The organism is Trinickia sp. LjRoot230, from assembly GCF_964253315.1.
Lineage (GTDB): Bacteria > Pseudomonadota > Gammaproteobacteria > Burkholderiales > Burkholderiaceae > Trinickia.
In genome coordinates this window covers 1,403,532-1,422,435 of sequence record NZ_CAXUQX020000001.1, presented here as the reverse complement: position 1 = coordinate 1,422,435, position 18,904 = coordinate 1,403,532, and the positions used below count along the sequence as shown (strand labels likewise).

Annotated in this window: 22 protein-coding genes and 1 pseudogene; 4 read left to right on the top strand and 19 right to left on the bottom strand. The window is 59.9% G+C overall.

Annotation, left to right across the window (positions count from 1 at the left end):
• Positions 1-308: 308 nt before the first annotated feature.
• The 10 genes from ACSQ20_RS06705 to ACSQ20_RS06660 all read right to left on the bottom strand — a co-directional run bounded on the left by ACSQ20_RS06705 (position 309) and on the right by ACSQ20_RS06660 (position 7,265).
• Positions 309-731, bottom strand: coding sequence for a hypothetical protein (locus ACSQ20_RS06705; protein ID WP_436018378.1), 423 nt, complete (start codon positions 729-731; stop codon positions 309-311).
• 351 nt (positions 732-1,082) lie between these two features.
• Positions 1,083-1,856 carry a hypothetical protein gene (locus ACSQ20_RS06700; RefSeq protein WP_436018377.1) on the bottom strand — a complete coding sequence of 258 codons (774 nt, stop codon included), beginning with the start codon at positions 1,854-1,856 and terminating at the stop codon, positions 1,083-1,085.
• A complete protein-coding gene (locus ACSQ20_RS06695; protein WP_436018376.1) occupies positions 1,849-2,205 on the bottom strand; it encodes a hypothetical protein in 357 nt (118 codons plus the stop codon). The genes ACSQ20_RS06700 and ACSQ20_RS06695 overlap by 8 nt, the downstream gene beginning before the upstream one ends.
• A gap of 34 nt (positions 2,206-2,239) precedes the next feature.
• Complete coding sequence (locus ACSQ20_RS06690; RefSeq protein ID WP_436018375.1) at positions 2,240-3,007, bottom strand: NAD(P)-binding domain-containing protein; 768 nt, start codon at positions 3,005-3,007, stop codon at positions 2,240-2,242.
• On the bottom strand, positions 3,004-3,636 hold the full coding sequence (locus ACSQ20_RS06685) for a hypothetical protein (RefSeq protein ID WP_436018374.1): 633 nt from the start codon (positions 3,634-3,636) through the stop codon (positions 3,004-3,006). The genes ACSQ20_RS06690 and ACSQ20_RS06685 overlap by 4 nt, the downstream gene beginning before the upstream one ends.
• A 17-nt stretch (positions 3,637-3,653) precedes the next feature.
• Positions 3,654-4,223: an adenylyltransferase/cytidyltransferase family protein gene (locus tag ACSQ20_RS06680; protein ID WP_436018373.1), complete on the bottom strand. Its 570-nt coding sequence runs from the start codon at positions 4,221-4,223 to the stop codon at positions 3,654-3,656.
• On the bottom strand, positions 4,220-5,176 hold the full coding sequence (locus ACSQ20_RS06675; RefSeq protein WP_436018372.1) for an NAD(P)-dependent oxidoreductase: 957 nt from the start codon (positions 5,174-5,176) through the stop codon (positions 4,220-4,222). The genes ACSQ20_RS06680 and ACSQ20_RS06675 overlap by 4 nt, the downstream gene beginning before the upstream one ends.
• A gap of 164 nt (positions 5,177-5,340) precedes the next feature.
• Positions 5,341-6,663: a hypothetical protein gene (locus tag ACSQ20_RS06670; RefSeq protein WP_436018371.1), complete on the bottom strand. Its 1,323-nt coding sequence runs from the start codon at positions 6,661-6,663 to the stop codon at positions 5,341-5,343.
• Between the two features lie 13 nt (positions 6,664-6,676).
• A complete protein-coding gene (locus ACSQ20_RS06665) occupies positions 6,677-6,880 on the bottom strand; it encodes a hypothetical protein (RefSeq protein ID WP_436018370.1) in 204 nt (67 codons plus the stop codon).
• A gap of 157 nt (positions 6,881-7,037) precedes the next feature.
• Positions 7,038-7,265: a dodecin domain-containing protein gene (locus ACSQ20_RS06660; RefSeq protein ID WP_436018369.1), complete on the bottom strand. Its 228-nt coding sequence runs from the start codon at positions 7,263-7,265 to the stop codon at positions 7,038-7,040.
• A 209-nt stretch (positions 7,266-7,474) separates the two neighbouring features.
• Between ACSQ20_RS06660 and ACSQ20_RS06655 the strand changes: the two are divergent.
• Positions 7,475-7,903: pseudogene (locus tag ACSQ20_RS06655) on the top strand (IS6 family transposase); the annotation flags it as partial.
• Between the two features lie 412 nt (positions 7,904-8,315).
• Here the strand turns inward: ACSQ20_RS06655 and ACSQ20_RS06650 are convergent.
• The 4 genes from ACSQ20_RS06650 to ACSQ20_RS06635 all read right to left on the bottom strand — a co-directional run bounded on the left by ACSQ20_RS06650 (position 8,316) and on the right by ACSQ20_RS06635 (position 10,589).
• Positions 8,316-8,633, bottom strand: coding sequence for a hypothetical protein (locus ACSQ20_RS06650; RefSeq protein WP_436018368.1), 318 nt, complete (start codon positions 8,631-8,633; stop codon positions 8,316-8,318).
• A 62-nt stretch (positions 8,634-8,695) separates the two neighbouring features.
• Complete coding sequence (locus tag ACSQ20_RS06645) at positions 8,696-9,952, bottom strand: hypothetical protein (RefSeq protein ID WP_436018367.1); 1,257 nt, start codon at positions 9,950-9,952, stop codon at positions 8,696-8,698.
• A gap of 88 nt (positions 9,953-10,040) precedes the next feature.
• Positions 10,041-10,328 (bottom strand): transposase, encoded by a 288-nt coding sequence (locus ACSQ20_RS06640; RefSeq protein WP_436018366.1) that lies wholly within the window; start codon positions 10,326-10,328, stop codon positions 10,041-10,043.
• Between the two features lie 27 nt (positions 10,329-10,355).
• Positions 10,356-10,589: a hypothetical protein gene (locus ACSQ20_RS06635; protein WP_436018365.1), complete on the bottom strand. Its 234-nt coding sequence runs from the start codon at positions 10,587-10,589 to the stop codon at positions 10,356-10,358.
• 324 nt (positions 10,590-10,913) lie between these two features.
• Between ACSQ20_RS06635 and ACSQ20_RS06630 the strand changes: the two genes are divergently transcribed.
• Entirely contained in the window at positions 10,914-11,195 is a 282-nt protein-coding gene (locus tag ACSQ20_RS06630) for a tlde1 domain-containing protein (protein WP_436018364.1), read from the top strand.
• 149 nt (positions 11,196-11,344) lie between these two features.
• On the opposite strand, the gene ACSQ20_RS06625 is transcribed toward ACSQ20_RS06630, so the two are convergent.
• Entirely contained in the window at positions 11,345-12,682 is a 1,338-nt protein-coding gene (locus ACSQ20_RS06625; protein ID WP_436018363.1) for an MFS transporter, read from the bottom strand.
• A 125-nt stretch (positions 12,683-12,807) separates the two neighbouring features.
• Positions 12,808-13,767: an MBL fold metallo-hydrolase gene (locus tag ACSQ20_RS06620; protein WP_436018362.1), complete on the bottom strand. Its 960-nt coding sequence runs from the start codon at positions 13,765-13,767 to the stop codon at positions 12,808-12,810.
• 177 nt (positions 13,768-13,944) lie between these two features.
• Between ACSQ20_RS06620 and ACSQ20_RS06615 the strand changes: the two genes are divergently transcribed.
• Both ACSQ20_RS06615 and ACSQ20_RS06610 read left to right on the top strand, forming a co-directional pair.
• Positions 13,945-14,760 (top strand): IclR family transcriptional regulator, encoded by an 816-nt coding sequence (locus ACSQ20_RS06615; protein ID WP_436018361.1) that lies wholly within the window; start codon positions 13,945-13,947, stop codon positions 14,758-14,760.
• Complete coding sequence (locus tag ACSQ20_RS06610; protein ID WP_436018360.1) at positions 14,750-15,586, top strand: IclR family transcriptional regulator; 837 nt, start codon at positions 14,750-14,752, stop codon at positions 15,584-15,586. Before ACSQ20_RS06615 ends, ACSQ20_RS06610 begins: the two co-directional genes overlap by 11 nt.
• An 11-nt stretch (positions 15,587-15,597) precedes the next feature.
• On the opposite strand, the gene maiA is transcribed toward ACSQ20_RS06610, so the two are convergent.
• Genes maiA through hmgA form a run of 3 tightly spaced genes read right to left on the bottom strand, consistent with a single transcriptional unit; the run spans position 15,598 to position 18,901 of the window.
• Positions 15,598-16,257 carry a maleylacetoacetate isomerase gene (gene maiA / locus ACSQ20_RS06605; RefSeq protein WP_436022953.1) on the bottom strand — a complete coding sequence of 220 codons (660 nt, stop codon included), beginning with the start codon at positions 16,255-16,257 and terminating at the stop codon, positions 15,598-15,600.
• Positions 16,258-16,262: 5 nt separating this feature from the next.
• A complete protein-coding gene (gene fahA / locus ACSQ20_RS06600) occupies positions 16,263-17,570 on the bottom strand; it encodes a fumarylacetoacetase (RefSeq protein ID WP_436018359.1) in 1,308 nt (435 codons plus the stop codon).
• Positions 17,567-18,901: a homogentisate 1,2-dioxygenase gene (gene hmgA / locus ACSQ20_RS06595; RefSeq protein ID WP_436018358.1), complete on the bottom strand. Its 1,335-nt coding sequence runs from the start codon at positions 18,899-18,901 to the stop codon at positions 17,567-17,569. Before hmgA ends, fahA begins: the two co-directional genes overlap by 4 nt.
• Between the last annotated feature and the right edge of the window lie 3 nt (positions 18,902-18,904).

Here is an 18,904-nt window from a genome sequence, read left to right as displayed (position 1 = left end):
CAACGTGACATTGCTCTGCGCATTGGCCGACACTGCTGCCGTGGCGGCAACCACCCCACACAACACCTTCTTAATCTCATCTCCTCCGTTGCTCAGTACTACTAAGTAATTATTTGTTTGGCGCTCTACGCTCTCGTACGACTGTGGGGCGAGTGTATGTTCCCGAAACTCCGCAAAACAGAGCTGAATAGGGAATCTCTTTCGCAATACGCGGGAAGATCGAGCGCCTACGGCGGTCCGTATTCGCTTTCAAGCAAGGGCTTTTGCCCGACCACCTCACCTGAGGGCATCGCACCCGGGAAGGTGCTTTAGCAGGAAACCGAACGCGTCAAATGGATCGAAGGGAGCAGCATCTCGTCATCGCCGCCCCTACCCGGCAGAGCGCGTTTTCCATAGCGCAGCATGATGATCGGCGCTGTCATAGGAGATCGGCTCGACACCTTTATGTGCCCATTGTTCTGCCGCCTGCCTTGTATCGCCGGATTGAAAGGCATACCGTGCATTCTGCGCGTGTTTCTCGCTCTTCCAATTGCCCTTGTGGCTGGCGATAAATTCAATTCGGCTGCCGCCTCGTTGAACCGCATCCCGCTGGACGCGGCCAGGACCGCACGATCACGATCCGCCCTTAGCGCGTCGATGGGATCAACGCCCTCAGACAACAGCTTCCGACAACGCCCTGCTTCGGCCCGAGCCTCGGCAAGCGAAACGGACGACAACGAAGCAAGGCCCATCTCGCGAGAGCGCTTCGCAAATTGATATTGGAAAGTCTACGAGCGCGATCCGCCTTGAGATATCTGTAGACGGAAACCGCCGCCGTCGGCGTAGTAACGTGGATCGACTTCACGCGCCGCAGCCAAGGCATGGTTGAGCGTCATGCAGCCGAATGCGGTGACCGGCCTCGGCCTCGCGCTCGCCGGATTGTTCGTCCTGCAAATCTACTACTGGGTGGACAAGATTCGTTCGGCCTCCGGGAAGAGCGTGACGTAGTGATGCGCGAAGAAACTCATCAGCACCCACGGTCATTTCCGGTGACGCTACGGCGACAGGGTTAGCGCTATTTCGATTAGCTGTCGCAATGACCGTCACGCATAGGTGATACCTGGCTCCATCGACACATGAAGCGCTCCCGAATAGCCCCGCGGAGCACCCATGTGCGTCCTGTGTCGACAGCGGTGCGCCGGTATACAGATCACGACCGGAATGTTGCGTGAGTGCCCGCGCACGAACTCGGCGGCAACTGCGCAGCGCATGGCTTCGTACAGTGTGAGCCCGGCCGTTGCACCGAGCGGCGTAGCGGCGATGGTCACGCAGCCAATCAGCGGGTGGCGGACATCGAGGCCGGTATCCGTGTCGGAGATTACGACGTCGACTTCGCGTTCGCATCGTTCCCTTATGCGCGTCGCGAGTTCAGATGCAGCACGGTTGTGGTCCAGTGTCCCAAGCGTCGCGCGATCGCCGTCGTGTTCGTCCGCCAGCAGCAAATGCAGTGGTGTGACGGGAAAGCCCAGTTCAAGCTCGTAGCGCGCTGCCAGCTCAGGCAATAGGCCGGGATCGATCGTCTTCGGGTCGGGGCTGCGCAGGATACGGCCGGGCCCGAGGCGGCCCTGCGCAACAGCGCAGATCTTGTCGGGAACGACCACGATATCTCCAGAGTCCAGGTGACCGAGAAGCAGGTCAGCCAACGCGTCGCACGTGTCGGCCCAGCCTATGCTGAGGTCCAGCCGCCTCTCGATGGCTTGGGTGCGGCTGCATACATGCCCCGACTGTCCCATGCTGCCGAGCAGACCCTTGAAGGCAGCATTGACTGCCAATGCGAGGTCCCAGTCGATGCCAGACGGATCCGGCTGCTTAGTCATCGCGTTCCCCCGTAACGCCGGCGGCACTCCGCCTAATGGACGCGAAGAACTGTTGCGCGTCGCGCTCGACGTCAAGGAGCGCGCGCTGCAGTTCTTCATTGTCGCGCTCGATCAATTCAAAATCGGGTAACTCGCCCCAATCCAGTAGAGGTTGTTCTACGAGCTCGAGACTTTCGAGGAAGCGTAGACGCAGTGCGCGATCGTAATCGTGCGTTGACTGCGAGCGATGGCGCTCGAAGCTCGCCGATCTAGCGTGGCCGACACGCGCATCGAGCGCCGCCAGGTCGGCGGCCATGCGCTCGCTGCAAATTGCCTCGGCACAACGGGAACGTTGGAGAAGCAAGGCCATCAGTCGATCCATTGGACTGCCCTTGAGAGTGCTGTCAAATAGAGAGGAGCGGGCACGCGGTGTAGGGCTTGCTGCCATACTGAGCGTAATGAGCGGCAAGCTGCCCGAGATCGAACCCCGGCAGGCGTAGCAGCTCGGGAAACGACTGCTGCATTGCCTGAAGATCTTTGGCTACAAGCGCTGACGAGTAGCTTGAACATGGCGCGCGCGCATAGTCACGCGCTGCGGAGCTGCTGCGCAGCGACCGCCCGGCGGTGCCTGCTTCAAGTACATCGACCAAGTTTTCGACCCCGGCGCGATCAGCCAGTCCCAACGCTGTGCCAAGCGCCACGTTGGTCGCGATCAGTACGAAGTTGTGTAGCAGCTTCGCTGTTACCGCTTGCTCGAGCGTATCGAATCGCACGATGCAGCCGAGCGCAGCAAGATAGGCCGGCAGTGCCTGATTCGGCCCTATGCCCCCCAACAGCAACGAAAAGCCCGGTCTGCCGACTTCTCGCTCGCCGCCGGTGACGCCGCCCGCGAGATAGGTGGCACCTGCGGCCTCAGCGATGCGGCGCGATGCCTGCGCATCGGGCACAGACTGCGTCGTAAGGTCGACAACGAGCGCCCCCCGCGCAAATTCCGCGTTCGTCAGCACATCCTGCGACACGCGCCCGGAAAAGTGAGACATTACGACGGCACCCGACAAGGGCCCGACAGCCGACGATGTCTGAAATACCTGGAACTGCTTCGCCTGCCATACGCGTAGATACGCGCTAGCCATGCGGCCTTCGCCCACGAGCGTCACTGTATCGGCGGTCATGGCTCAACTGCCCGATGGGCGAAAACCATCCTGCTGTGGATGTCCCGAACGCGGCACGCGGCATCGCGTGCGCGCTGCTGCGCCGCCGTCGTACGCGCGAACGTTCTGAGCCCGAGATAGCCGAGTGCGACGTGAAAACGCTCGTCCGGATTGATATGCTCGCGAAACATCGTTGCCGTGACGGGATCGAAGCATTCGAGCGCGCGCTCGTTGCGTTTTAGCGATTGCGTCTCGACGGTGAACTGCTGTGCCGCGAAGAACTCTTCCGGATAGATCAGCGTGTCCAGATAATCTCCGAAGGCCAATTGCTCATCCGTCGGCTGATAGTCGTGTACGCTTGCGCCGAGCTCTTCTATTCGACGCCGACATACTTTTGCATGCTTCGCTTCGTCGCCGACCTGACGGCCAACAAGTACTTTGAGCGTGAGGTCAGGCACGCGACCGATAAAGCGGCCGATGATGTCGACGCCGCGAAGCTCGTTAAACCAACGCACCTGCAGCGCGCGAATCGCATCCTGCCTTGACATACCTGTGTGCCAATACTGAGTTGCGTCATCGGGCAGGGCCGTGAAGAAGCTTTCGTTTTCGCGTTTGAGGTCTTCGATGAACACATCGACATCGATGCTCATGCCGGTCTCCGGTCAGTCTAAATGTCCGCGGCGCAAAAGCGCTGGGGACCGTCGATAGTGCGGAAGTAGTCATGGCACGGCGGCGGCAGGAATTGCTCCCAATTATTGCCTGCCTTGAGCGCGCTCTTGAACTCGGTGGCCGATACGGTAGGCAGTCCCCGAATGTCGATGACCCGGGTCTCTTCTCCGAGCCCGCTCCAGAACACTTCCTTGCTCTTCTCATATGCATCCTTGCCCGTCAGGCAGATGAAGCGGCGGTCGGGATAGAACGCACTCGCGATCTCCCAGAAAAGATCGGGCCGTGGAATGCCGAGCAGGGTGATGCGCTCGGCGACGGGCAATGGCTGTAGCGCCAGCCGCAGCAGGTTGTAGCGTTCCCAAAAGGTCAAGGGATTGCGCGACCGCTTGTGATGCCGGTTTACTTCGGCGCTGTACGAGTCGCGTTCGCCCTCCGTTGAGTGAATGATCATCACCGCAAGGTCTGTGTCGAACTGCTCGATGATTGCCTGGATAACGGCGACGTGCCCTACGTGGAGAGGCTGAAACCGTCCGTCCCAGACGGCGGTCGGCGATGATGGTTTGATCATTCCCATGTGTCGGCAAAATGTTCGGTCAGTTCGACGATCTGCTGCTCGATCCGCGCGCGGCATTCGATGGTTTGCGCGCCCACGTGAGGCGTAGCAACAACGCTTTCCCGACTCAGGAAATCCCAGTCGGGTTCGGGTTCGTCGTAGTGCGCGTCCAATCCGACCGCATGCAGCTTTCCGGTAGCCACGGCTGCTTTCAGCGCGATTTCGTCGATCAGTTCCGCACGTGCGACGTTGACCAGAATTGCCCCGTCTTTCAGGCGGCTCAACGCATCGGAATTGAGCATGTTGCGCGAGCGGTCGTTCAGCGATGCGCACAGGATTACGATGTCCGCTCGGGCCAATCCCTCGTCAAGCGGCACCGCACTCCTGTCCGATAATAATTCCCACGCTTCGCGCTTGTCCGCCTTTTGCAGCGAAGAATCGGTCACGAGTACGCGAAGTCGAAACCCCTGCGCGATGCGCGCAACATGACGGCCGATTTGACCAAAGCCGATGATCAGCAGTGTCTTGCCATCAAGTTCAATGCCCCGTGCGCTGGCCTTTTCCCAACGTTGCGCGCGTATCGAGCGCGTCATGGCTGGAAGCTGTCGGGCTGCGGCCAGCAGCAGCGCAAAAGCATGCTCGGCAACCGACACGCCCGCGAAATTCAACCGGTGAAGCACGATCCCGTGCGCGGTGAGTGCGTCTGTGCAAATACCGTCCATGCCGGAGCCAGCGCGAATGACAACCTTGAGCTGCATCGTCAGTGTCAGCGATGTCGCTTGCAGGCGATAGGGAGAGCGGATCACCAGCACGTCGACCGAATGAAGATGCGATGCTGTCAGATCGACTGGACCGCCGTAACGTTCGACGTCGTAGCGCATCTCGAGTACTGATGCGAGTGCGTCGGAAATTGGACCACAGACAAGCAGGCGCGGGCGTCGCCGCGCGCGTGCCTCGTCAGGCTGCATGAGGGCGTCGCGCCTTGACAGCCAACGAGCGTCCTCTATTCCATTCGACTGAGCCGCCGATCGAAGATCGGCTCTGACGTGTTCCATTGATTTGCTGCCTTCATGACGAGACGACATCGAAAGGCCCCGCCATTGCGTGATGGGGTGCGTTGGTCAGATCGGCTTTATTCGGCGTGCGAGATGAGATCAGGGGTTAGCATGGCGCGGGTATCGACCTCAAGCCTTGCGTCTTTGCTGTCTACCGCCTCACGAAAACGCAGCGAGCTTTCCATCAGACTGTCCTCTATCCGGCGCCTCAATTGCGCACGATCCGCGGGTGGAGCCTGGACCAGGATCGTGACGATCGTCTGACCGCCCTCGTACCGATGAGCGATCGCGTAACACGGATGCCCTACCTGGAAGGGGTCCGCGACCTGCGACGCGTCCCGAAAGCGCGGAATCCGGTCAATGCCGTCGATTTCGTCCAGGGCTTCTAGGATTTCACTGGGTGCGACCACGAAAGCGTCGGCATCCGGGTAAGGTACGCCGTATCGCGCCCGCCCCAGAGGGCGAATGGCCAGCGTCCCGTCGCGGCTCGAGCGCGTATGCGTGACTTCCACGAGGTCGCCTGTCAGGTATCGTATGAGTGGCTGCACCTGCTGGAATGGATAGAGCGCGGTCAGCACCAGTTCGCCTATCCCTTCTCGGACACTGGTTCTGCTACGCGAGCCGACAACCTCCGGAATACATACGGGATCGAAGTGCCACCAGCCCGATTCAGGATCTTCGGTGGCACCGCCGAAGATTTCGCTGAGACCGAAACGGTCGATGACGGGGCAACCCCAATAGGTCTCGTGGCGTTGCCGCCAGCGGCGGGTGAGGTACTGTGAATAAGAAATGATCGATGTCAGCCGCGTCGCCATGCCGTCAGGCGCGATCCTCATCGCTTCGAGGGTGAAGGCACGCAGTGCGCGCTCCAGGCCAATCAGCAAGGAAATGTGGGGATTTACACCCGGGTCGGCGTGTTTCTCGGCCAAAAGCGTGCGGCCGTGACGGAAGCTACCCTCGTCATAGATGCCGATCTTGTGCGAATGAATCGGGACCGGTATCGCGACGAGGTGGCCATGATACGGATTGTTGATCTGCAGCGCGCGAAGCAGCGGCGCCTCGCGCCGTTCGGCAAACAGATTTTGATAAAAAGACTGGATGTAGCGCTGCTCGACATGTCCCTTTGGTGACACGAACGGTTGCCCGGTGGTGCCACTCGTGAACACTTCGTCGCAAATGGTGCCGTCCCTGATCTGCGCGGATACGCCAGCCGCCCGAATCTGCTGTTTCGATACGAATGGAAGCTGTGCAAGGTCGATAGTAGCCGTCGCTTCCGCGCAGCCGTATAACTCGCGATAGAACGGTGCGTGAACGGCATGTTCCAGCGTGGCGGGCAGCAGTGCAGCGTGAAACGCTTCCAACGCTTCTTTTGCCGTGCAATCCGAATCCAGCGCGATCATGTGTGAGCCCGGGTCAGACTTGATCGAGGAAGGCCGCAAGCGTGCGTGCCTCCGCGAGCGCGCCTTCACCAACGCTCGCTCGAAGCACGGCCTGTTCTGCTGCGAGTGCCGTGGTGCGGTCGTCCTTGCCCAATGCGCGTTGGTACAGCTTTCCGAGCTCGACGACATCAGGGACCGTAAGCGAGGTCGAGAACAGGAGCTTCGTTCTGTCAGTCATGGCAGCTTCTCCACAGAAAAAGAGCGCACGGGCGCCCGAAATCGTCGCGGGTAGCGAGAGCGTGGCGCCCGCACCGCCACGGTACGTAAAAAACAGCATGCGTTGAAACTGTTGCCGGCGCGGGCCGCGTCGATGCGACCGCCCCGCGCACCCGAGATCAACAATAGCCGATACGGACGGCGACTTGATACTGCAAGACGTCGCCTTCAAAGCCACCTCTCACTTCGGCTAGCTCGAGCCATTCAAGCGTCCGGCCGGGGAGCTTCTTTCGTGCAGCCGCGACGGCGCCGTCAACCGCCTTCGAAATGGACCCCGGGGCTTGCCCCCAGAAAATTTCCATCGCTCCGCCCTCAACGGATTCTCCGGCCTTCGATTTGATGAACATTTCATTCTCCAAGGTGGTTGGACAAAAACTGGACATGCGACCTAGCGCGCCGTGTCGGCGCGAAGCATCGAATCACGGGGACGAGAACGACAATGCCCAAGCCCACAGGCTGTGTAAACCTATCAACATTGATAGGGGGCGGGTGGTTCGCGGTTGGCCACCACACGCCTCGTTCAACGACGGGCTCTGGTGCAAATCGGAGGAGCCCGCGCTACAAGCTCAGCCTTCGAGACCTTGTTGAAATGATGGCCGAGCGCGGCCTGTCGATTGCGCACACGACGATCATGCGCTGGGTCAAACGGTTCACGCCGGAGTTCGTCAAGCGCTGGGATCGCTTTACTACAGCAGCCGGTCGATCGCGGCGAGTCGACGAGACGCATGTGAACGTCCGTGGCAAATGGGTCTATCTCTACCGTGCAGTTGACCGGGCAGGAAAGATTGTCGATTTCAGGCTCAGCGCCAAGCGCGATGTCGCCGCGGCCAAGGCCTTCTTCGCAAAGGCGATCAAGAGTCAAGGGCGCGCTCCGAAGCCCATCACGCTGGACGGCTACGCAGCGTCTCACCGCGCGGTGCGAGAAATGAAGACTGACGGGTTGCTGCCCGAGGACGTGACGTTGCGATCGTCGAAGTATTTGCACCAGAGCCGCTTCATGAAGGTCTCGTCGCGATGGCTCCGGCCATGTATTCCAGCGCCCAACTGCGCACCCTGCAACGCGGCGTGAAAGCGTGGCGATCGAATCGCGCGAGAGAACTGGGCACCCGGATACTCGGGGATGCCGACACCGTGAAGGCCGGCGCCGCCACGCAGCGCTAGCCTTCACTTGAGTTGGCCAGCCACGGCTATCACTCGCCAACCCCCACTACGAACGCGCCCCGGCCGGCCGAATTGACAAGGACCTTCCCGGATGACCGCAATGCGCCAGGATGAGCAAGCCCCTCTTGACGACGCCCAAAGCAGCATCAAACGACGAACGCAGCCAATCGTCGTTCCGTGTTATAGAAAACGGGTCACCCCATACTGCAAAACGCAAAACGACTCGACTACGACGATTACCACGCAGTAACATCAGCCGACCATGCTGCTTGACGCTGTCTATTCATCAGTTTTCCAGTTGAACAGTCGGCGTTTTCCCCAACGATCAACCCAAGTCCTTCAGCGCGACGCTTACAATCGTAGTAGGCCTCATTAGATGGTCCATCGTAGCGTGGGCCTTCCCATTCTTCGGCTTTCGGGACGCCCGTAACTTGCGCATCGTAATCAGCCTGCGACATCCCATGAAGATTTCTACCATAGGCTGGCATTGACAACTCCGCCGCCGAGAAAATGAGAGTAAGTGCCACACATAACCATATCTTCACTGCATTCATCGCGAGCACCTCGCACGTTCTTGGTTCACACTGGTCCAGCACGCAAACCTCACGCGACCACGTTATGGGATCATCTGCACCTCGGATTGCGCCGCCTGATTGCTGTTTTCGGCCCAGCCAGCCTCGTACACGCCCCCTTTCGACCATGCAGTAACACGAGCATTAGGACCGCCAGCTGGCGCGCCGTCATCAACGGCGGCCAGGCTGCCGGCTTCAACGTGAAACGGATGAACATCTCCCGCCGATGTCTCATAGTTTCCAACCATCTTGCCGTTATTTCCAATGCCAAGCACAACACCGTGAATGGCCCCGAACGGCAGGGCGATGGATGATGCATTGCTACTGGTGGGATTCCAGAGCGCGGGCTCATAGAATCCAGCCTGCCCGGCACCGGCCAGAAACTTCACAGCGACCAGCCCTGTATCACTCAGATCCATGCCGACCGTGCGCAAGGCCGGACTACCATTGATGGTCTGCAGGACCGTCGGTCCAGATCCTCCGCCTCCCCAGACAACCGTGCGGTTTGTATCCGATCCGTAGATGCACTCACCGAGAATCTGGCCATTCACGTTGATCTGGCGTGCACTGCAGTAACTGGCGCCGCTCGGCACCGGTAACGCCGAATACGCACTTCCCAACGTAGGCCAGAGCACCGCCACATTCTTGCCGCCACCGAGGCGACCTCCCGGGCAGTTACCCACGGCCGATGGTGTTTTCGCATCGTTGATGTCCACCGGCACGCAGTTTGCCTGCGGGGCGAGCAAAGGCGAGTTCAGCGGGGTCGCCGAGTTCGAGCCGGTCGCCCAGTACACAGGTAAGATTGAGTCGTTACCGTCGATACTCTTACCGATCACCACGCCTTGCACATTGACACCGGTTGCACCGGCTATCAGGCCATTACCGATGATGCCCAGCAGGCCGGCGAACGGCAGTAGTTGCGTTGGCGCCCCCGGCGAACTGGAGTTCCAGGACACCGCTTGGGACACGTTGTTGGCGTCCCGACACGAGCCAACAACGGTTTCCTTCCCGCTGCCCGCATTGTTGATCATGCTAACCGAGCAGGGCACTCCGCCCGCAGTACCCGGGAGCGCAGCCAGCTGTGCTGTCGAACCGGCGACCGTCACGAAGGCCGCGGAGGTGTTAGCGACTTTACAGTTCTCAACCACCGTCCCAGCATCATTCACATCGACTGCGGCGCATTGACTCGCGCTGCCGGGATTTTCGTTCGTCCAGGCGTAGGCGCTGGGGATATCAACAACTGACAGTACGACGCCAGCCAGACCACAAGTCAGCAAAGAAAAGCAACGAATCGATTTCATTACTCCCTCCATGAAAATGTGACCGCTTATAGCACCTAGTTATAGGCTTTGTTCGGCAGAGTAGGAACCCAGTTGGTTGCGGACGCAACTATGCATTTTTGACGCAAGCGGGCCTGCCGAACAAATTCCATAGGTTCAGCAGGTTGCCGATGACCACGCCCTCGCGCTGCTGCGATTCGATTTTGCGCGTCAGCAATTGCGCTCCGATGCAGCGCATGATTCGCGAGATCTGCGATTCGACCCATGCGCGCTGACCGTACCCGTATTTGTTTCGGAACGCATGAATGCCCTTGTCCTTGATGTACCGAACGAGATGGTCGTGCAAGCGTGTTGCCGGTTGATTATGAACGACCGTATTGGCCGGTGGCGGAATCACCGGCAGCACGCCGCGGGTTGACCACGCCTAGGCCTGCGCAATACTGTAGTACGCTGCGTCCGCAATCACGCAGTCGACGTTCGCTTCAACCGCCAGCACCGCATCCAGGCCCGCCTCGTCCGAGTCGCCGTCGGGGCAGTACAGGCTGAGCTGCCCGCGCCGCCTCAGGCTCTCGTTGTACTCGTGCGCGTTGGTTGCCGCGTAGTTCGGCATCGGCCGATTACGCGGCTCACCCGCTTTCAGTCTCGCCTTGTAAGGCATGAAATGTCGCAAGCCGGATAGGTCAATGTGCCTCTTTTTACCCGCCCTCCCGCCGCAGCGCAAGGACCCTCCTGAACAAAGCCGGGAAAAGCACCAAGCGAACCACCTTCACTAGGTCCTCGCCTATCTTCCCAGTTTCCTTCAGGCCCGGTTCGGGCCAAGAGCGATCGCTCCGGCGTACAACGCGAACGACCGCCCGCTGCATGATCGTTGATACGGTTTCACCTGTGACGTCACAATGATCGCGTAGCGCGTCTTTCAGCGGGCGTGATCAACTGACTTTGGTAGCGTGCGCAAATTGCTACGGATAAAACGAGTGCTGTTATGCCTGCTGCATGTACATTCAGTTTGAATTCTCAAAAAACGTCGGTGCTATCGTGTCCAGGTGCCGGGCTGTTCAGCGCATTTTCAGGCACGTCTACCGGGCATGATAATCCCAAGGCCGTCGCACAGCCAGATATTGGTCCGCTACCGCCGGGACGGTATTTCATAGTTGATCGTCAGTCAGGTGGTCGCGCCGGGTGGATTCGTGATCTGCAACGCGGCGAGCGCGCCCCCGATCGGCTCCCCAAGCGCGACGCAGCCGTGAGCCAGGCCCGCTACTGACAAAGCCGGCATCGATAACGTACCTCGCCGTACGCTGCCCACACGCTGCCGCCCGAGGTCACTACATGCAAAGATTCCTGAGTAGCACGCTGCGACCTCACCCACTTTCTTTTGCTATGCCGGCTGTTCACCCGAGCCGACGTCGCAATTCACTGTGGCTTGGTGGCCGTCTTCTTCACGCCTGCCATCAATGCGATGCCGCTCATCACGAGCAACCCGGCGAGCAGGTAGACCGCGAGATCCATACTTCCTGTGCTCGTGCGAATCTGGCCGATCACCCACGGACTCACGATCCCACTGGTAATGCCAATGCTGCTGATGAGCGCAATCCCCGAGGCCGCCGCATTGCCGGAAAGATAGCTGGCGGGCACGGCCCAGAAAATCGGCAGCGCCGCGAAAATGAGGGCTGCTGCCACTGAGAGGATTGCGAGCATTGCGGCAAAACTGCTCAGATGGAGGGTCAGCGCCGCCAGAGCGACACCACCGCCAATGGTGCAGAAGGCGAAGTGACGACGGCGCTCAGCTTTGCGGTCCGAGCGTCGTGCGATCAGAATGAGCCCGACCGCGCCGATTGCATTCGGAATGACGGTGTAGAGACTGACGTGCACGACGTCCTTGATGCCGAAATCGCGGATCATCAGCGGCATCCAGAAGTTCAGGGTCAGCGACGCGCACGTCAAAGAGAAGTAGATGAACGCAAAGAGGTACACACGCGGGTTCACGAGCGCCGCAACAAAGCTGCGCGTGTCGTGCGTGCTCCTCGATTGAGGGCCCCTATCGTTTTGCGTACACAGCGCGACCAGCCGTGTCTTTTGCGCGTCGCTCAGCCACCGTGCGTCCTGTGGCTTGTCGACCAGATAGAAAAATGCGACGAACGCGAGCAGCAACGCCGGAGCGCCCTCTAGAGCGAACATCCACTGCCAGCCGTACAGGCCTAATACGCCGCCCATGTCGCGCATGATCCAACCGGACATCAAGCCGCCTAGCACGCCCGCCACCGCAACACCGGCAAAGAACACCGACATGACCGCCGCACGGCGATTCGCCGGAAACCAGTAGGTCAGATAAAGCACGATGCCAGGAAAGAAGCCCGCCTCGAAAACGCCGAGCATGAAACGCAGCAAATAAAAATGCGAGGGCTTGGACACAAACATCATGCTGACCGATGCGGAGCCCCACAGCAGCATAATCCGGGTGAAGGTTCTGCGAGCGCCGTACTTCACCAGTAGCATGTTGCTTGGCACCTCGCACAGCACGTAGCCGATGTAAAAGACTGCGGCGCCCAGGCCATACATCGCGTCGCTAAACCCGAGGTCGTGCTTCATCTGCAACTGCGCGAAGCCGATGTTGATTCGGTCCAGAAACGATACGACATAGCAAACGAACAGAAAGGGAATCGTGCGCCAGGCGGCTTTGACGAATAGCTGATGGTCATCCACCGTCGCGCGCGACGCGCGCGACGAACCGAGGTCGAGGCTGTTCTGCATTTTCTGTCTCCGTGGCGCCGCTCCTACCAGAGCGGATCGCGCGTCTTCAGGTGTCTTGCGCACCCTGTTTGGTTTACTCAAAAAGAAGGGCCCCACGCGGGACCCTTCCTACAACGCGGATTCGTTCAGTCCTGAAGCGCACTCCACATCTCTTTGTCGCGCTGCGCTGTCCAGATACGCGGATGCGTGATGCCGCTTGCTTCGTCATAAGCGCGCGACACGTCGAAAGGCAGGCAATGCTCGTAGATAAAGACCTGGCCGAACTTCGGGTCCATCGTCTTGCGAGTCAACGCCATCGCACCCTTTAAATCGAGCCTTTCCGCAACGGCGTCACGGCCGGCTTGTAGCAGTGTCGTGACGAAGTCCTTCGTGTAGTCGAGACCCTTGTTCACTTCCGCCTGCGACAGCAGAGCGGGCCCTCGGCCCGGTACGAGCTTGTCCGCGTTCAGTGCGCGCAGCGCTTCCAGCGTCGCGGGCCATTGCTCGAGTTGGGCATCGCCGCAGTAGCAGGCTGCGTCGTATTCGACGAGGTCACCCGAAAACAACACTTTTTGCGATGGCAGCCAGACGACCGTATCACCCTTCGTATGGCCCGCACCCAGATGCGCAATCTTCACTTCGAGCTTGCCGAGCCACAACGTAATTTCCCTGTCGAAAACGAGCGTCGGCCATGTCAGCCCCGGCACCGTCTCGACGCCGGCGAACAGACGCGGAAAGCGCTCGATCTCCGATTTCATGTCCTGCTCGCCGCGCTCGACGATCATCTCGTAGGTCCCGCGACTCGCGATAACCTGCTGCGCGCCTTCCTTGAAGTACGCCGATGCGCCAAGCACACGGACCGCATGGTAGTGCGACAACACCACGTACTTGATCGGCTTGTCGGTCACGCTGCGAATCTTTCCGATGAGATCCTGCGCCATCGCGGGCGTCGCGGTCGTATCCACAATGAGGACGCCGTCGTCGCCAATGATGACGCCCGAGTTCGGATCCCCTTCCGCCGTGTACGCCCATGCGTTCTCGGACAACTGCGTGAAAGTGATCTTCTTTTCTTCGAGGTCCGCCTGCGATGCGAATGCTTTGGTCACGTCTGTCTCCGGTAAATCAACGATGGATGCTTCATCGTCGCGTCGGATGTGAAATTTGTCAATAGCTAATCTTGTTGCTATATGAAAACTGCGGGAAAATCCTCATGTCCGACGCGATCCCCCAAATGGGTTACGATCGAGCACCATGGTGTAAGCCTGTAGGAGCGAACTTCACAATTGAAAGAAGCAACCTCAAAAGCGCAACGAGGCATTCAGAGCGTCGAAGTCGCTGGACGCATCCTTGAAGCGCTCGTATCCCGGCGCGAGCCGCTGCCACTGAGTGAATTGGCGTCTGCTGCCGGTCTTTCGACAGCGCAGGCCCACACCTATCTGGTCAGCCTCACGAAGCTTGGTCTCGTAAAACGCGACGCTTTGACCAGCTACTATGAGCCTGGGCCGCTTTCGCTGCGGCTGGGCCTGATGCACGTCGAGGAACAACCGGCTTATCGCGTCGCAGTGCCCTATGCGACGCAGTTGGCCGAGCGCACCGGCTTTAGCGTGGCTCTCTGTATCGCCGGCGCACAGGGACCGACGATTGTCCGTTATGAGCGCGGCGGCAATCCGCTGCACGTCAACCTGCACGTCGGCACCGTTATGTCACTGGAGACCACGTCGACCGGCCGCGTGTTCAAGGCTTTTTTCGACGCGGACGAACTCGCCGTCATGATGGAGCGCCAGGGCCTTGGCCAGCCAAGCGTGATCGCCGACGATCCTTCATCGGGCGCGTCCCTGCGGGAGAAGCAGCAGACCAGCCTCGAAGCGATTCGGCGACGCTGCCTGGCACGCAGCATCGACATGCCAAGTCCCGGCATCAGCAGCATGAGCGCGCCGGTACTCGACGAAAACGGCAGGATGTTGCTCGCGCTGACCGTCATCGGGCCATCCGGCGCGATGGACGTCGGCTGGAGTGGAGCGATTGCTCGCGAGATGAGTGAAATCGCCAACCGAATCACTCAAGCCCTGCCTCACAGGACCCTGACCCATGCCATCTGATTCCACCGGCGTCCCGAACGACGCCACGGGACAGGCAGAGGCCAAAGCACAGCGCGGCATCAATGCGCTGGATAGCACCGGCGAACTTTTGACGGCGCTCGCAGCAGCCGGCCAACCGCTCAGTCTGCGCGATCTCGCTTTCGCGGCGGGCATGCCACCCGCGAAAGCGTTTCCTCACCTCGTAAGCCTGCAGAAGATCGGTCTGCTGTTGCGCAACGACGACGGCTGCTTCGCGGCTGGGCCGCTCGCGTTCCAACTGGGGTTGATCGCGCTGCAACGTCTATCGCCGACACGCGATGCGGAGCCGGAAATCGTCTCTCTAGCCGCGTCGACCGAGTTCACGGTTGCCGCGGCGACGTTGGGGCCAGTGGGTCCCACCGTGATCCGGTTAGAAGAGTCGGCACGACCGCAACACATCAGCCTACGTGTCGGCACCGTTTTGTCGCTCGTCAATACCGCAATTGGACGCGTGTTCGCCGCGCATATGACGGAAGACACCCTGAAAGGATTTCTGGTTCATGAGCCAATCAGGCTTGCAGGAGATGCGACTGCGCCAACTATTTCTCGTGCCTATCGGACACGCTTGCGCCATATCCGCGAGGCGGGCATCGACGAAGCTTTCGATACACCCGTGCCCGGCATCAGTGCACTAGCCGCCCCTGTCTTCGATCATACGGGCACCATCCGGCTGGTGATCGCGGTCATTGGGCCGTCAAGCGGTTTCGATCGCGACCCTCACGGCGCGATCGGTCGCGCCCTGCTAGGCGCGACGCAGCGGCTATCGTGGCGCTTTGGGCTGCTCACGCCCAAGTCAGCCCTGGATTGAGCGAGCGGACGTCACGCGCCTGCGTCGGGCTGCCTTCCGGGCTCAGCCGCTGCGAATGCCTCGTAGTCCATCGCATGATCCGCGATCCGAACGATGGTCGGATACGACGCGAGCGGAATCTCGAAGCGGCGCGCATTCCAGACCTGCGGCACGAGGCATATATCGGCGAGGCCGGGAGCCTCGCCGCACACGAAACGGCTCACTCGCGAATCGGAAGCCAAGCGCTGCTCCAGCGACGTGAAGCCCAAATCGATCCAGTGCCGATACCACGCCTGCTTTTGCCCTTCCGATACGCCCAATTCGTCCTTCAGATACTTCAAGACCCGCAGGTTTGCGATTGGATGTATCTCGCAAGCGGCCTGCAACGCTATCGCCCGCACAAATGCCCGATCAAGCGGTGATGCGGGCAGCAAGGGAGGCGTCGGATACATGTCGTCGGGATACTCGATAATGGCGAGCGACTGCGTGAGCACATTCCTCGCCGCACCGTCGCGAAACGATAGCGACGGCACGAGCCCATCGGGATTGATTGCACGATACGCCGGCTTCAACTGCTCCCCCCCGTCGCGCAGAAGATGCACGGTTGCCTGGTCGTATGCCACGCCTTTTAGGTTTAGCGCAATACGCACACGAAACGATGCGGAGCTACGAAAATACCCGTGTAGTGTCAGTTCGCTCATGCGGTCTCTTTTGCCGGCAATACCTGTCCGGCGCATGCGCCGAAACCAACGCGATAGCCGTCGCCTTGGCACCACCCGCGCAAGATCAGTTCATCGCCGTCTTCGATAAACGTTCGCTCTTGCCCGCACGCAAGGTGCAGCGGACGCTGGCCGTTCCAGGTCGATTCGAGCAGCGAACCGCAAGCGTCCGACGTCTCGCCGCTGATTGTCCCCGAGCCCATCAGATCGCCCACCCGCACGTTGCATCCGCCGCTCGTGTGATGCGCAAGCTGCTGCGCCATGGTCCAGTACATAAGCCGGAAATTGGTGCGCGAGATCGTCTGCGCTTGCTGCTCGCCCGCAGCTCGCAAATCCACTTCGAGCGCGACGTCGAAAGCGTGCGGTCCCGCGTGGCGCAAGTACGGCAAAGGCTGCGGCGATTGCTCTGGCTGCTGGCAACGGAACGGCTCAAGAGCATCGAGGGTGACAATCCATGGCGAGATGGTGGTGGCAAAGGCCTTGGAGTTGAACGGACCGAGCGGCACGTACTCCCACTGCTGAATGTCCCGTGCGCTCCAGTCGTTAAGCAGAACCATCCCGAAGATATGATCTTCTGCGCGTTCGCATGCAATCGCCTCACCCAACGCGCTACTTGCCCCGACAATGAAGCCCATCTCCAGTTCTAGGTCCAACTTGCGACATGCCCCGAAGATGGGCCGCTCGGCATCGGGCAACTTGATCTGTCCATTGGGTCTCGTCACCGGCGTGCCGCTCACCACCACCGAAGACGCCCGCCCGTTGTAACCGATCGGAATCTCCAGCCAGTTAGGCAACAACGCATTCTTCGGATCGCGGAACATCGCGCCGACATTGGTTGCATGCTCCCTCGACGAATAGAAGTCGGTGTAGCCTGGAATGTCGACGGGCCGATGCATACAGGCATCGGCTTGCCCCACCAGCGCCCTCTGGCAGACGTCGGCGTTCGCCCGCAGTTCGGTGTTTCGCGCATCGAGTAGCGACGACAGCCGTACTCGCAAAGCACGCCATTGTGTTCTGCCGGTTTCGATGAGCGCGTTGAGTGACGACCGCGCGAAGAGGTCGGCGTCCTGCACTAATAACCCTTCACGGGCGAGCACACCCAGATCGACGATCACGTCGCCGATTGCGACGCCCACGCGCGGCGATGCGTTCACGCTGTCGCTGAAGACACCAAACGGCAGGTTTTGGATCGGAAAGTCGCTATCGGAAGCGTTGGCCGATTCCACCCAGCTTCTCAGCTTGGCGTCGTTCGTGACTTCCCAATCGTTGGCATATCCGGCTGTCATGCTTTGCCTTCCATCGAGAAATTGCTTTGCAGTCCCTGCCAGCACTCGAAATATTCGGCCTGCAGTTGCGAGGTCGTCAGTGCAAACTCGGTCGGGCGAATCACGCGCGGAGTTTCGAACATGAAGGCCATCGTGTTGTCTACTTTGTATGGTTTGCTCGTGTCGCTGCTCGACGCCTTCCTAAACGTCTCAGCGTCGGGTCCGTGCCCGGACATGCAGTTGTGAAGGCTTGCCCCACCCGGCATGAACCCTTCTTCCTTCGCATCGTAAGCGCCGTGTATGAGCCCCATGAATTCGCTTGCGACGTTTCGATGAAACCACGGTGGCCGGAACGTGTCTTCGCCAACGAGCCAGCGTGGCGGGAAGATGACGAAATCCAACGAATGAACGCCGTCTGTCTCGCTTGGCGACTGAAGCACCAGGAAGATGGACGGATCAGGGTGATCAAAGCTGATGGACCCGATCGTGTTGAAGTGCCGCAAGTCATACTTATAAGGCGCGTAATTGCCGTGCCAAGCGACGACGTCGAGTGGCGAATGATCGATTTCTGCGCTCCAGAGATTCCCGCCGAACTTAGCGACGAGCTCGAACTTTCCTTGCCGATCATCGAAAGCGGCTACCGGCGTGAGGAAGTCGCGCGGGTTGGCGAGCCCGTTCGAGCCGATCGGCCCAAGGTCGGGGAGTTCAAGGAGCGCGCCGAAGTTCTCACACACGTATCCCCGCGCCGCTCCATCTGGCAAGCTCACGGTGAACCGCACTCCACGCGGGATCACGGCAATCTCGAATGGCTCGACATCAACCAAGCCCAATTCGGTCGCGAGCGATAATCGTCCCTCCTGAGGTACGATAAGCAACTCGCCATCAGCGGAGTAAAAGTAGCGCCCCTGCATGGACCGATTCGCCGCGTACATGTGAATGGCACAGCCGCTCATTGAGTCTGCTGAGCCGTTCCCGGCCATCGTCACGAGCGAATCGACAAAATCGATCGGCCCGTCGCCGAAAGGCAGCGGATTCCAGCGAAGCTGATTGGGCGGTGTCCTCGGGACAGTCGCAAAGTCACCGACCAATCGCTTGTTTTCGATCGGTTTGAAGGGAAGATGCACGGCCGCAGGACGGATCCGATAAAGCCAGGAACGGCGATTGTGCGCGCGCGGGGCAGTGAACGCCGTGCCCGACAATTGTTCGGCATAAAGGCCTTTCGCGACTCTCTGCGGCGAATTGCGGCCGATCGGCAGCACTCCGGCAATAACTTCCGTGGCAAATTCATTCCTAAAGCCGGATTGGTAGAGCGCCCCCTCTGCGTGCGTGAGGCCGTGATTAAAGTCCGACATAGT